This window comes from Morganella psychrotolerans, from assembly GCF_001676055.1.
GTDB classification, from domain to species: Bacteria; Pseudomonadota; Gammaproteobacteria; order Enterobacterales; family Enterobacteriaceae; genus Morganella; species Morganella psychrotolerans_B.
In genome coordinates, this window is sequence record NZ_LZEX01000042.1 from 104,757 (window position 1) to 119,312 (window position 14,556).

Sequence of the window (14,556 nt, forward strand, 5' to 3'; positions counted from 1 at the left end):
GCGCTGATGCGCCTTTTTGGTTTCTGTTACTTATCCAGCGGCGGCAGTTCTGCGAGCGGCCAGCGCGGACGCACTGTCACACCTAATCCGCTGCGCATTCCGCCTTTAAAGCGGATCATCCCGGCCAGCGCAATCATCGCACCGTTATCTGTGCACAGCTCAGGGCGTGCGTAGAAGGCTTCTCCGCCCAGTTTTGTCAGTGTCTGCGCCATACGCTCACGTAACGTGCGATTGGCACTCACACCACCTGCCATCACCAGACGTTTAAACCCGGTCTGTACCAGCGCGCGTTTGCATTTAATAATCAATGTATCTACTACCGCATCTTCAAACGCGCGCGCAATATCTGCTTTCGTCTGATCGGAATCATCATTCTGATGAATAGTATTAGCCGCCGCCGTTTTCAGACCCGAGAAACTGAAATCCAGCCCCGGGCGATCTGTCATCGGGCGTGGAAAAACAAAGCGTCCGGGCGTACCCTGTAAAGCCATACGGGAAAGAGCCGGACCACCGGGATAATCCAGACCCAGTAATTTTGCTGTTTTATCAAACGCTTCCCCGGCGGCATCATCAATTGATTCACCCAGGAGCGTATATTCCCCGATACCGGTCACACTGATAAGTTGGGTATGACCACCGGAGACGAGCAGCGCGACAAACGGGAAGTCCGGCTGATGTTCTTCCAGCATCGGTGCCAGTAAATGCCCTTCCATATGGTGAACCGGCACAGCCGGAACATCCCAGGAAAACGCAAGCGCCCGCCCGACAGTCGCCCCGACCATCAGCGCGCCGACAAGTCCCGGTCCTGCGGTATATGCCACAGCATCAATATCCTCAGCCGATAAATTCGCTTCTTTCAGCGCGGCCTGAATCAACGGCACCGTTTTGCGGATATGGTCACGGGAAGCCAGCTCAGGCACAACACCGCCGTAATCCGCATGGACTTTTATCTGGCTGTATAACTGATTAGCCAGCAACCCGGCTTCATCATCATAAATTGCGATTCCGGTTTCATCGCAGGATGTTTCAATGCCTAACACTCGCATGGGGCTTAACTCGCAGGAACAAAAACTGACAGGACTGGAGACGGATAGCATGACAATACATCCGTCTCCGTAAAGGCGTCAGTGTATCACCATAATGGCGCAGTGACAGGTATTAAGGTGAAATGCGGGGTGTTTCCGGTGGATTTTCATTCAGTATTTACCCTTATTCATTCAAACTGCAGGTTCGTTGGCTGCGCTCAGCTATCCGGGTCACATACTGATGTATGCTCCCCGGCAATCGGAGCTTGCCGCCTGCCTGCAACTTGAATGACGTTGGGTACAGGTAGTTTACCCACAGGTTAATTACAGTTATCCACATACTTTTCCCCTCCGGGGTGATTTCTGTTGCTGACAAATCACCGCATACCCGCTATACTCTTCCTCCTCTATGAAACCCCTTGTCTGGTGCGTGGATCCTGTTTTGTCAGTATGACCTGAACATATCCCGGAAATTTCTCTGCCTGATTATCCACAATGCTTTACAACGTGGGTCACATTGAAGTAAAATTCCGCACCATTTTGAAGACAACTGGCATAACGCCAGTACAGACCTATTTTATTGAGGTGAGAGGCACATGCCGGTAATTAAAGTACGTGAAAACGAGCCATTTGACGTTGCACTGCGTCGTTTCAAACGCTCTTGCGAGAAAGCAGGCGTCTTAGCAGAAGTACGTCGTCGTGAGTTTTATGAAAAACCAACGACTGTACGTAAACGCGCTAAAGCATCCGCTGTTAAGCGTCATGCTAAGAAACTGGCTCGCGAAAACGCACGTCGCACTCGTCTGTACTAATCGCTGCGGCCAGCGCCGCAACTTAGTCAGACTGCAGTAGTTGCAGTTAATGGCCGTGTTTCCGGAAGGAAGCGCGGCTTATTATCGTTATCAGACGGACGAAAAGGGGCTATGGCCGGGCGCATTCCACGCACATTTATCAACGATTTATTAGCGAGAACCGATATCATCGATTTGATCGATGCCAGGGTGCCGCTGAAGAAGCACGGTAAAAATCATCAGGCGTGTTGTCCTTTCCACAACGAAAAAACCCCCTCTTTTACAGTCAGCAGCGACAAACAGTTCTACCACTGCTTCGGCTGTGGTGCCCACGGCAATGCTATTGATTTTTTACTTAATTATGATCGGCTCGATTTTGTCGAGGCTATCGAAGAGTTAGCAGCAATGCACGGGCTGGATGTTCCTTATGAAACGGGAAGCGGCAGCAGTCCGATAGAAAAACATCAGCGCCAGAATCTCTATCAGCTGATGGAAAAACTCGACAGTTTTTACCGCCATGCGCTACAGGCACAAAATGCCGGTCACGCCCGTGAATATCTGAACCGCAGAGGATTAAGTCAGGAAATTATCAGCCGGTTTGCTATCGGCTACGCCCCCGCAGGTGGGATAATGTCCTCAAACGTTTTGCGCGCACTGATGATGACCGCCAGCAATTGCTGGATGCCGGGATGTTAGTGGTCAATGATAACGGCCGCTGTTATGACCGGTTCCGCGAGCGCGTGATGTTTCCTATCCGTGATCGCCGCGGGCGGGTCATTGCATTTGGCGGACGTGTTCTTGATGACGCAATACCTAAATATCTGAACTCCCCGGAAACAGATATTTTTCATAAGGGCCGTCAGTTATTCGGTTTGTACGAAGCGCAGCAAAGCCAGCGTGAATTACCCCGTATCCTTGTGGTTGAAGGCTATATGGATGTGGTCGCACTGGCGCAGTTTGGTATTAATTATGCGGTGGCATCACTCGGTACATCGACAACATCCGAGCATATACAGTTGCTCTATCGTACAACTGATACCATAATTTGTTGTTATGACGGAGACCGCGCCGGACGCGAAGCTGCCTGGCGGGCTCTCGAAACTGCCCTGCCCCATCTGAACGACGGGCGGCAGTTGCGCTTTATGTTTTTACCTGACGGCGATGACCCTGATTCACTGGTGCGCCGTGAAGGTCGCGAAGCCTTTGAGCAACGCCAGAATAATGAAGCCCATACACTGTCGCAGTTTTTATTTGATTCACTGCTGCGTCAGGTGGATATGAGCAGCCCGGAAGGCCGCAGTAAGCTGAATGCGCTGGCGATGCCGCTGATAAGTCAGGTTCCGGGAGAAGCACAACAGGCTTATTTGTTACAGGATTTAGGAAATTTGCTCGGACTGCCGGATATTGCTCAGCTTAAACAGGCGGTCAGCCGTCAGAGTGAGTCAAAAACAGGTTATCAGGCACCTAAGCTGAAACCGACCACGATGCGTATCCTGATAGCACTGCTGGTACAAAATCCGCAGTTTGCTCAGTTTGTGCCACCGCTGGAATCCATTGATACCAGCCAGATAGCCGGGTTTTCACTATTCAGGGAACTGATTGATACCTGTTTATCACAGCCTGGTCTGACAACAGGGCAGTTGCTGGAGCGCTATCGCGATAATAAATTGGCGCCACAGCTTGAAAAACTGGCAAGCTGGAACGATATAGAGATAGATGAGATCGCAGAAAACACGTTTAAAGATGCATTAAATCATCTGGTTGTTTCTGCCCTTAATGACCGTTTTAACTTCCTGATCGCGAAAGAGCGGACAGAAGGCCTGACCCCGGAAGAGCGAAAAGAAGTCAGTCTTTTAGTGCGGGTCCGGCAATAAGTATTATTATTATACCCAACGTCATTCAAGATGCAGGCAGGCGGCAAGGGAAGATAGACGGGGAGCATACACAAGTATGTGACCCGGCTAGCTGAGTGCGGCCAACGAACCTGCAGTTTGAATGAATAAGGGTACATATAATGACAATTATAACGGCTTAAGTGCCGCCGATAGCAGGAATAGATCCTGCATGCCATGTCACCAAGGGCCATGGCTGATGAAATGAAACCTTGACTGTTATTGTTGCTGGCTAAGTTGTTTTGCCGACCAACACAAACCTAAATACTCAGAAGTGTGGATACCGTCTTATGGAGCAAAACCCGCAGTCACAGCTGAAACTCCTTGTCACCCGTGGTAAGGAACAAGGCTATCTGACCTATGCTGAAGTCAATGACCATCTGCCTGAAGATATCGTCGATTCGGATCAAATCGAAGATATTATCCAGATGATCAATGATATGGGCATTCAGGTAATGGAAGAAGCACCTGATGCTGATGATCTGATACTGGCCGAGAATTCAACAGACACCGATGATGATGCAGCTGAAGCTGCGGCACAGGTTCTCTCAAGTGTGGAATCGGAGATTGGCCGGACCACTGACCCGGTGCGCATGTATATGCGCGAAATGGGAACCGTGGAACTGCTGACCCGCGAAGGCGAAATTGACATCGCCAAGCGCATCGAAGATGGCATCAATCAGGTTCAGTGTTCTGTTGCTGAATACCCTGAAGCAATTACTTATTTACTTGATCAGTACGACCGCGTTGAAGCGGGCGAAGTTCGTCTTTCTGATCTGATTACCGGCTTTGTTGATCCTAATGCTGAAGAAGATCTGGCACCGACGGCAACCAATATTGGTTCCGAGCTGCCGGCTGAAGAACTCAACAAAGATGATAACGACGAAGACGAAGACGAGGACGAAGAAGAGGAAGAAGCTGATAACAGCATCGATCCTGAACTTGCCCGTCAGAAATTTGATGCGCTGCGTGTGCAACATGAGAAAACACGTAAACAAATCAAACTTAACGGCCGTGACCATCCGAGTGCCAATGCTGAAATTCAGCAGCTCTCAGAGGTCTTTAAAGAGTTCCGTTTAGTCCCGAAACAGTTTGACTATCTGGTCAGCAAAATGCGGGAAATGATGGACAGAGTCCGTCTGCAGGAACGCTTTATCATGAAACTCTGTGTTGAGCAGAGCAAAATGCCGAAGAAAAACTTTATTACCCTGTTCACCGGCAACGAAACCAGTGATACCTGGTTTACCGCTGCTATTGCAATGAACAAACCGTGGTCTGAAAAACTTCAGGATGTCGCGGAAGAAGTCCAGCGCAGCCTGCAACGCCTGCGCATGATTGAAGAAGAGACCGGTCTGACCATTGAACAGGTCAAAGATATCAACCGCCGCATGTCTATCGGTGAAGCGAAAGCCCGCCGCGCGAAAAAAGAGATGGTCGAGGCGAACTTACGTCTGGTTATCTCCATCGCGAAAAAATACACCAACCGTGGTCTGCAATTCCTGGATCTGATTCAGGAAGGTAACATCGGTCTGATGAAAGCGGTTGATAAATTTGAATACCGTCGTGGTTATAAGTTCTCAACCTATGCAACCTGGTGGATCCGTCAGGCTATTACCCGCTCTATCGCGGACCAGGCCCGTACTATCCGTATCCCGGTACATATGATTGAGACGATTAACAAGCTCAACCGTATCTCCCGTCAGATGCTTCAGGAGATGGGCCGTGAGCCGTCACCGGAAGAACTGGCAGAGCGTATGCTGATGCCGGAAGATAAAATCCGCAAAGTGCTGAAAATCGCTAAAGAGCCTATCTCCATGGAGACGCCGATTGGTGATGATGAAGATTCGCACTTAGGGGACTTTATCGAGGATACCACTCTTGAGCTGCCGCTGGATTCAGCCACATCTGAAAGCCTGCGCTCAGCAACTCATGAGGTACTGGCCGGTTTAACACCGCGTGAAGCGAAAGTCCTGCGTATGCGTTTTGGTATTGATATGAATACCGACCACACACTGGAAGAAGTGGGTAAACAGTTTGATGTAACCCGCGAACGTATCCGTCAGATTGAAGCGAAGGCACTGCGCAAACTGCGCCACCCGAGCCGTTCTGAAGTGTTACGCAGCTTCCTGGATGAGTAATCCGGTTAATCATCAGTAAAGTATCAGGCGCCGCTAATCCGGCGCCTTTTTTTTTATCTTTCGCTGCCCTGCGGATAAAGAACAATCGGCTTACTCAATTTATAGTTACAAACTATTTACCACAGTCAATATTCCGCTCATAAAACAGGCATATAGACAAGAAAAGCTAGACCCCGCCAACAACTGGCAGTATAATCTTACGCACTTTGGCCCCTTAGCTCAGTGGTTAGAGCAGGCGACTCATAATCGCTTGGTCACTGGTTCAAACCCAGTAGGGGCCACCAAATTTTAGCTTCAAAATCAGTATATTAAGCCACTCCTCACCGAGTGGCTTTTTTACATCTAGTACTGAGTGTCGCAAAAGTGTCGCGTTAAATTTTTTGATTTTACTCTCTAGTACTTAAAAAAATCAAAATGTTACGTTTTTATAATTATATCCACACAAAACCGAAATCAAGTCTCAAGTCTCAAGTCTCAAGTCTCAAGTCTCAAGTCTCAAGTCTCAAGTCTCAAGTCTCAAGTCTCAAGTCTCAAGTCTCAAGTCTCAAGTCTCAAGTAAGTATGTGGTAAAAAATTTAGATGTGACACTCGTTGTTAATCTTCTTACCTAAAATATTATTAATTTTATAAATTATCTACACACTCAATAATAATTGTATATACTGAATTTTTATCTATTTACAAATGGAAATAAAATGACGCTAAAAAAACATTATACATTCATTGATAATGATGACAAAAATAAAAAATATTATGTTGAAATTGATGACTATGGGGAAGAAATTACTATTTATCTTGAGAAAGAGATAATAGGGAATATATCCCTTAATAACATGGATATACCTAATAATAAAAAAAAATTTTTACCTTATAACCGAGCTTAATTTAAAAGAGAAGTACAATAGGAAAGGAATAGGAACTAATTGTTTAAGATTTCATAAGGAATCCTTTGATTCTTTATTAATTGCAAGACCGAATGATGGAATGAAATACGATGATGGCAGCTATCTAACAGGTTATGGCTTATCTTTTATTGAAAAAATGAGAAAGCTTAAAATAGTTGAACCTAGCCCTAGCGGCCAAGAGCACGAGGATGAGGATAGATAAATTGATTATTAATATCATACAATATGATTTCAGTATTAAATAACTATCAACGCCGCACCGTTGCTGCCTTTTTGTAATTCTGCGGCGTTTTAAGTGATCTTTAATTTCCCACGTAAAATAGAATACTCCCTGTTATTTCAATATGTTGATTTTTTATCGCGATCCTCTTCGTGATCCTTTTACTGAAATAAACTGAAAAGTCTTTCACACATTTCAGTTGCGGCTTGCTTGTAACTCCCCAGTAGTGGCGCGGTCTGGCGTATCGGTTTGAAGAATTTTAAAACTGAAATAATTTTATTACCCAAAGTGCGCAGGCGGGTTTGGTAACGCCAAAAATGTTAAAGACCACCGGTGTGGTTAACCATGTTATTTCGTAACCTTATATTATTTTCTATTTATGTTTGACTATGGTGAAAAATGATTAATATTATATTGTTATTTATTATTGAAGTTTTATCACCTGCTATTATTTTATTATCCCTATACACTTACATAAGAAATACTCACAAAGTAAAAAAAAGCAGGCTTTGCCGATAGTTTTTTTATTATTAATAACTCACAATCCTATTACCATTTCTTTATTTTTTTCTCCACGTATGGGTACGTGATTATTTTTATGATATTAGTTACCTTAAAATGAAAATTACTAGAAAATTAACAGTGAGTAATACATTATTTATGGCTATTATTTCATTGTATATTTTAAATTTAACATTGAAACACTCTTCATCTGAAGAAGATAAAAAGAAAAATCAAGATAATAAAAGATTACCTGAAAAATAAATATTATTATAAATAGTTTTAGATAAGATAATCATTACAATACGTCAATTGGATAAACTGCAGGTGCGTTAACTGAAGCATCTGCATGCAAAATATCAATTAACGCCAGCTCATGAATAAATCATATCAATAGTTTTCTCAATTCCGCATCCAGGTATTCATCAACAGCATCAACATCAATATGACCCGTATTGTACCAAGCATAGACTTCTTTCAGAGCCAATGTGCCGAGCCTTACCCAGCCAATAAGATTGGTTCTGAGTAGAAATTGAATCATATCACCACCAGACCTCAGCGCGGCATCACCAGCATCAATCAGGCAAAGTGTACCGTGAGCGACTAATAACATCCGGCGCAGCTCGGAATTACCCGCTGAAGGAATACATTCCTTCCATGGTTTCTTATGATAAAAGCGCTGTTTACTTGCCCACATTAACCGGGTTAAAAGCTCGGTAATCAGCACAGGGATAGCCATAGCAATACCGTGCCTGAGATCGTAACCTTTCTCAAACACTTGTGTGGCTACCGTAGCAAAAGATTGTCTGTGTTGACCAAATTCCCCAACATCCAGTAGCAACAGTAGGTTATAGAATGGAATCGGAATTCCCGCGCCACGTCCCGACGCGCCAGAAGAACCCGCCATGTCAGAGAACAAATGCCCCAGCCAGTTGACGAAACCAGAAAAGACTTTGGCTGCAAAATTACCACCGTTTAACTCGTGAGTTTCTGTATCAATTGTAATGATCCGGCCATCAGAGATAAAAGTCGATGTATTAGTAAATTGATTCAGAATTGAGAAAAAGAGGCCAATAAGGTCGGGGGAATGCCCCAAGCTTTTTAAATGATGATTTTTAGGTGAAAGATTTTTGACCGCTCCATCTGTTCCGTTTGTGCCATGCGTTGTCGCTTGGTCATAATTAACTTTAAACCCTTTAAAAAATAATGCACCGTTCTTCTTTCTTTCAGCTAGGCCTGTTTTTTCAAGGAACCAAATTAAAGCGCTACTTGTGTTTTCAACATCAATATTTCTACCATTCTCTAAAAAACCGATAGCACTTTTAGTGGGTTTACTTCCCTCTTTCGGTACTTTCCAGCCTAACGCTGATGCAAACTTTTCGACCGCCGAATCAACAGCATTATCCGCGACTTTAGTCAGCTTTCCTTCTCCGGGCATTCCTACAAAGAACACGTCAATCAGCCCACCGATAACACCGCATGTCCCAGCAATGAGATAGTCATATTTGTCACATTGAACATTCTTGATAGTAAATTCATCTTTGATGCGCTTTTCGAGTTCTATCCGCTGAATGGGTGACATCAGCGTCGTAAAAGGGTCTGCATTCAAATCAACATTATTATCCAAGGCATATTGTTCAACCGAACCCTGGTACTGTGCCCAGCTCATATCTTCATTAAAATCCAGGGTGTTAAGAAGAGTAACAGGCGTGGTCATTGTCTCCGTGTATGAAGATATGACAGAACACTCAAGCTGATGTAATTCAAGGGTAACATTGACATTTTCAGCTAATACAGCGTTAATATTTTGACACGCCAACATCATATCCAAATCGGCCAGCGCCTGGTCAAGAGCATCGTTATTGGATTGTTGGTTTACCTGTAAAGCATTAAGCACCGCATCCAGTTCACTCAGTTTACTCTCTGACTGGTCCAGCTGGTGCTTTTGCACCAGCATGGCTGAAATTTGTTTATCTCGCTTACTCACTATGAAAAAATCCCTGACAATTTTCCTTTGATAACGTTAGCAGCATTAAAGTAGCCTATCGCCTCAAAGATATTTGCAAGTTTCTCCATTTCTAAAGTAGGAATCTCTTGTTTTAACACGAGTACATTAACAGTGACGGCTTTACCATCTTTTTCACGCTCGACTGTTTTCTCTTCGTAGAAAGATATAATCACATTGTAAATATGCTGTTTGGTTGCTTCGCGGGTCAGCGATTGCAGTTTTTCAAGATTAAGTTCCGTCGGGCATTTCAGTTTAAAACACTTGTTTTGTACTGTATCACTTTTCTGTGTAAGTACATTACCTGCAGAAGTTAGCAGCTTCACTTTTTGTAAGAGTTGTTTTACTTTTTCATCCTGCATACCAAAAGAAAGGACAGCTTCATTCAGTTTGATAGCAATAAAATTAATATCGCCCATCAAATGCGACACCGTTGCCTGCGTCTGCTTAATAACTTCATTGAGCATCAGCTCTCTGCGTTTGGTTTTATCAAGTTCATTTGCTCCTGTCAGGTGCTTAATACCTTTATAAACACCAACGCCCAGCAGAACAGCAACACCAATACCTGTCGCCATACTGGAGAATCCAAGTACCCCCCCCCAGACCCAGCGTTGCAAGACCTGATGTTAAACCCGCCGCTGACATTCCCAGAACCGAGCCCGAAAGGTAAACTGCAGCCAGAGGCACCCCCACAGCTCCGGCTTTGGCTCCCAGCTCTTTCAGCCCCTTGGTCAGAGCATCATCACTGAAATCATCATTGAGCATTTTAAAATCGAGCTTGAGCGCATCTATAATCAGTTCAACTTCTTCATCGCTGACATTAAAGAGGTGGTTGTTGTCTTTAAAGAAGGCAAAATTATCATACTTCCCACCGTTCACACTCATATAAACGCTGAATAGGTCTTTAACAAGTGAAATTTTGACAGATTTATTGTGACTGGGAGTGCAAATTTCGTCGATAGTTTGAATCAGTGATTCCAGACTCTCCAGCTTATCGGGAGTGGTGCTGTACTCTCTCAGAGCAAAGCGTGATTCAGAACTGAGTTCCAGGCGAGTCATGAGCAAAAGAATTTGAGCAAATTCATCTTTGTCTATCCGACCGTCGTCGGAATATGCCATGTTTACAATAACTTTTAAGTAGGATACTTTGAGTTTTTCCGGCATTTCGGATAATGCTACCAACTGCTCTTCTTCTTCGAAGGTGTCGAATTGACTACTGATAGCGCTTAAGAACTCTGCCAATTTTTCAAGATTGCATTCACTGATATGTTCAATATTAAAGGATGATCCCGCTTTTCGGGTGATGGTAGTGTACTCAGTGACTTTCTCTTTACCTTTATCATTGACCGTGACATTGCGGACATATTTAGCTGTTTCTAAATCGCTGAAGTGAACGACTACAGGCGATTCAAACGCCTGTTTATAGACCATTTTTTCACCCGTAAATGCCAGTCCATCTTTACCGCTGCCAAATACAGTACTGTCGATCAAAGCGATCACTGAACCGACAGTATCTTCCAGATTCATCGATTTAGCTGCGTTGTTGAGTTTTTTCTCCGGAATATCCGGTACAATGTGAAGGCCTGATGATGCAACCTGACTGACATTTTCTTTAATAAAGACGTTGATGTTTTGCATTGTAAATACCTGAGGTTTAGATAACCGGCTTTAGGTACCGGCACAATTACAAATAAAGGAGAGTTCCTGAATTTTATTTTGTATGACCAATATAAATGATTATACGACCAACTAATTGTGCTTTCCGTGAGTTTTAACACATTGATTCAAATTAAAAATCATTGAAAGTGTAGTGGTTTAATGATTTTGACCACCTGAACAGAGGTAATATTGCCCATTTTCCCTTTTTGTCCTCTGCAAAAATTTTCCCGCAACGCCGCACCACTTCCGGATTTTTTAAATTCAGCGGCGTTTTTGGTTATCTCTTATTTTACTATTTGGTTTCCTGTATTAACCGCTGCCACCTTTGTTATTTTTAATTTTTCCTGCTCTTCTGCCTCAATCTTATCACGGCAGGCATTTAAAAATGTGACGGCTAAAAATGAGCGGAAAACCAACTCATCATCAAGCCACGCGATTAAATCATCACGGGTGATATTATGGATAGTATTTGTCAGTGCAGATGGTATTTCGTCATCAGACTCAATGTAATAACCTGTCTTTTCATCATAAGCGACATTGTTCATCAGCGAAAAAAAATCATCGATGGCTATATTAATCTCTTCCGGTGTTTCATCGGAAATATAACAACCGTCAAAGTGATGACGTAACATAGTTTCCGGGCAAAGTTGTTTCGTCCGGGTCAGATAAATACGTTCCAGTGCCGTTTCTGTCTGAGGCTCCGGATAGGAAGTAATAAACGCCGAATACCGGAAAATAAAGGGTTTATCCAGCGTTTTACTTAGTTCGTGGTAAATATCATTATCTTCATAATCACTGAAAATCCCCTCACACAAATGAGTCAGCTTACGGCAATGCTCAATTTTATCCACCAGCGTCCGGCAACGGCGCACATCAAATACGGTCGAATTAATATCAGATTCATAGTCATCAATTTCATAATAGGATTTAAACGTAATATCACCCAGATTTTTTATTGTACGGGTAGCAAATCGCCGGCGTAAAAAAATGGCGATAATAACTACTGTCAGGGTGACTATGCCGAACGTTGCCATAAATAATTTCCTTATATTATTAGTACTTCAACAGCATCTTCTTAGCTAAATGATAATCTCCGGATGTCATATTCCGTCGGCACATCACTGGTGTTATTTTCTTTCAGTGTTGTCAGCCAAGTATCCGTAAAACAAGCTGAAGATAACGTATGCAGCACATTTATAATTTTCTGTACTTACTCCGTTATTTTTTCTGTGTTGCCATCAGCAATGTAACAGATCCGCTCCGGCCATCACTATCCAGAGAAATATGGGCGGTTACACCCTCGTGGTTATATTCACTGTAAATTTCACCACAGGATTTACGTGATAAACAGGTAAAAAACGAATCATCCTGAATAACATTATTTATATCATTGGTTGCTGCCCCGAATACGGTATTCAGTTCATTATTCAGACGATTATATTCTGCAAATAACTCATCTTTATTAGTGTATTTTTTGGGGTTCAGTATCATCAGTGATGCAAGTCCCTGCTCCCGCATGACTACAAAGAAATAGGCATATTTCTGCATTTGTTCAGCAGGTGATGAAAAGGAATGACATGCCCAGCCTTGTGGTGCCGATGTACAGTCCAGCCCTTTTAAATCAGACTTGCGGATTTCATCCATACTTTGACCCCATTTAAATCCGTGCATAATGTCAGGGGATTGATCACATGCCGCTAATAACGATAGCAAGAAGATAAAGACGATTTTTTTCATAAAAATTCCATGGGTATTCATTCAATACATTTTATTATTTCTGTCATTGAGAGATCTGACGAGCTACCTGTCCGACCCTCTGCAATAATATCCCGGGTTATCTGCAAAAACGCCTCTATATCCTCAGCGGAATGGCAGTGCAAAGGCGATACCCTTATCAGGCTGTTCAGCCCGTAGGAGGTCAGGATCCGCTGTGAATACAGGCTGGATACTGCGCGTTCATGGACAATAACATTCCGCTTTGCAAATTCACGGACGGCATCGGTACAATTTAAATCATCAAATACAATCCCGGTAATAAGGTTACGGCGGCTTAAATCACCGTTATCCACACAGACGGTAACGCCCTGCATCGCCCGCAGTCCCTGTACTTTTTCTGTGCCGTTTAATAAAAGATGTAATAAACCCCGTTCATGTTCTGCAATACGGTCCATTCCGGCTGCAAATAATGTCCTGCGGTTTGCTTTGCTGCTGATATCCTCACTATCTGTGCCCTTTTGTCCGAGCCGGCAGATATAATCGACCACTTCAGATAATGCAGCATAGTGTGCCGGTGTCGGTGTGCCTAATTCCCAGTCGGCGTCCGGCTTACCCTTTAATTTATGATGTACCAGACCGGCTGCTCTGTCAGAAATAAAGGCAAAACCCGCACCTTTGACGCCAAAAAAATTTATAAGGTGCAAAATTTATGGCATCGATATTCAGACCGGAAATATCGAGTACACCATGAGGCGCATGTTGTACGGCATCAACAATAATATAGATATCCGGATTGATGGCTTTCGCCTGAGTGACAATTTTTTTAATATCGTAAATATACCCCGAGATATTTGAAGCTGCCATCACACATAAGAGAGCGGTATTTTTATCAATCAGGGATAAAATAGCATCCGCATCAACGCCGCCGGTTAACGGATCCGCATCAGCCACACGTAACTCACATTGTGTTTTTTCCGCATAATGACTGACCGCATCAAATGCCGAAGGATGCTCTAACATGGATGTCACCATATTTGAGCCTGCCGCATGTTCACTTATTACCCGAACCAGTTCAAACATCACCTGTGAAGCGGTATAACCGGGATAAACAGCGCCGCCCTGTGCATTAAAAATAATCCTGACGTCCTCTTTTCCTTTTTGTTCTGTCTCCAGGAGATATTGTGATACAGAATGCGGCTGTCCCGCGCAGTCAGGAATGGCATCCACTTCATGGAATTTTTCTTCCGCACGTTTTAACCGGAAGGAACCACCGGAATTATTAAAATACAGACGATAATTACCTGATATATCCTTATCAACAAAATAAAATTTATTTTTGATCTCGTTTTGCTCTTCACGGGTAAACATTTTATATTTATTTAACATTCCATTATCCCTGACAGTCATTTTGTTTTCGTTACAGTATTTAAATATTATTCATTTCTGTAAAGCCTGTTATTTGATTTTATCAGGCGGGATCAATAAATATTTTGATACTGTTTCTGCCTATCGCCACGGGACTAAACACGTATCATTTGCAATCATACTGAAATCAGTATCATCACTATTTTCACTCATAAAATGATACAAATAAAACATATAACGCGTGCTTTACCATAGGATTCATAATGTAATTGTCACCATATTTGAATTAGTTGAATTACATTTTTATTACGCTAAGCTGACTCTCAAATCTGATTATTA

At 43.4% G+C, this 14,556-nt stretch carries 11 protein-coding genes, 1 tRNA gene and 1 pseudogene; 5 read left to right on the top strand and 8 right to left on the bottom strand.

Going from position 1 to position 14,556, the window contains the following annotated elements; translation table 11 throughout:
• Nucleotides 1–26: 26 nt before the first annotated feature.
• Entirely contained in the window at nt 27–1,046 is a 1,020-nt protein-coding gene (gene tsaD, locus AYY17_RS16125) for a tRNA (adenosine(37)-N6)-threonylcarbamoyltransferase complex transferase subunit TsaD (RefSeq protein ID WP_067425288.1), read from the bottom strand.
• A 575-nt stretch (nt 1,047–1,621) separates the two neighbouring features.
• Between tsaD and rpsU the strand changes: the two genes are divergently transcribed.
• From rpsU to AYY17_RS16150, 5 genes and pseudogenes are all read left to right on the top strand, one after another.
• The gene (rpsU, locus tag AYY17_RS16130; protein ID WP_004240446.1) at nt 1,622–1,837 is read left to right on the top strand and encodes a 30S ribosomal protein S21; all 216 of its coding nucleotides are present in this window, start codon (nt 1,622–1,624) and stop codon (nt 1,835–1,837) included.
• Between the two features lie 111 nt (nt 1,838–1,948).
• Nucleotides 1,949–3,690, top strand: a pseudogene (gene dnaG / locus AYY17_RS16135) (DNA primase).
• Between the two features lie 260 nt (nt 3,691–3,950).
• Nucleotides 3,951–5,846, top strand: a complete 1,896-nt coding sequence (gene rpoD, locus AYY17_RS16140) for an RNA polymerase sigma factor RpoD (RefSeq protein WP_268873068.1) — start codon at nt 3,951–3,953, stop codon at nt 5,844–5,846.
• Nucleotides 5,847–6,054: 208 nt separating this feature from the next.
• Nucleotides 6,055–6,130: transfer RNA gene (locus AYY17_RS16145), tRNA-Ile, on the top strand.
• Nucleotides 6,131–6,541: 411 nt separating this feature from the next.
• A complete protein-coding gene (locus tag AYY17_RS16150; protein ID WP_067425294.1) occupies nt 6,542–6,730 on the top strand; it encodes a hypothetical protein in 189 nt (62 codons plus the stop codon).
• Between the two features lie 1,127 nt (nt 6,731–7,857).
• On the opposite strand, the gene AYY17_RS16155 is transcribed toward AYY17_RS16150, so the two are convergent.
• From AYY17_RS16155 to AYY17_RS21945, 7 genes are all read right to left on the bottom strand, one after another.
• Complete coding sequence (locus tag AYY17_RS16155; protein WP_202906430.1) at nt 7,858–9,459, bottom strand: hypothetical protein; 1,602 nt, start codon at nt 9,457–9,459, stop codon at nt 7,858–7,860.
• Entirely contained in the window at nt 9,459–10,052 is a 594-nt protein-coding gene (locus tag AYY17_RS21935) for a hypothetical protein (RefSeq protein ID WP_202906431.1), read from the bottom strand. The genes AYY17_RS16155 and AYY17_RS21935 overlap by 1 nt, the downstream gene beginning before the upstream one ends.
• Nucleotides 10,003–11,115, bottom strand: a complete 1,113-nt coding sequence (locus AYY17_RS16160) for a hypothetical protein (RefSeq protein ID WP_202906432.1) — start codon at nt 11,113–11,115, stop codon at nt 10,003–10,005. Before AYY17_RS16160 ends, AYY17_RS21935 begins: the two co-directional genes overlap by 50 nt.
• 305 nt (nt 11,116–11,420) lie before the next feature.
• A complete protein-coding gene (locus AYY17_RS16165; protein WP_067425297.1) occupies nt 11,421–12,170 on the bottom strand; it encodes a hypothetical protein in 750 nt (249 codons plus the stop codon).
• 184 nt (nt 12,171–12,354) lie between these two features.
• Nucleotides 12,355–12,873 (bottom strand): hypothetical protein, encoded by a 519-nt coding sequence (locus tag AYY17_RS16170; protein ID WP_067425300.1) that lies wholly within the window; start codon nt 12,871–12,873, stop codon nt 12,355–12,357.
• Between the two features lie 17 nt (nt 12,874–12,890).
• Complete coding sequence (locus AYY17_RS21940; protein WP_202906433.1) at nt 12,891–13,556, bottom strand: aminotransferase class V-fold PLP-dependent enzyme; 666 nt, start codon at nt 13,554–13,556, stop codon at nt 12,891–12,893.
• A complete protein-coding gene (locus AYY17_RS21945; RefSeq protein ID WP_202906434.1) occupies nt 13,501–14,238 on the bottom strand; it encodes an aminotransferase class V-fold PLP-dependent enzyme in 738 nt (245 codons plus the stop codon). Before AYY17_RS21945 ends, AYY17_RS21940 begins: the two co-directional genes overlap by 56 nt.
• Nucleotides 14,239–14,556: the final 318 nt, after the last annotated feature.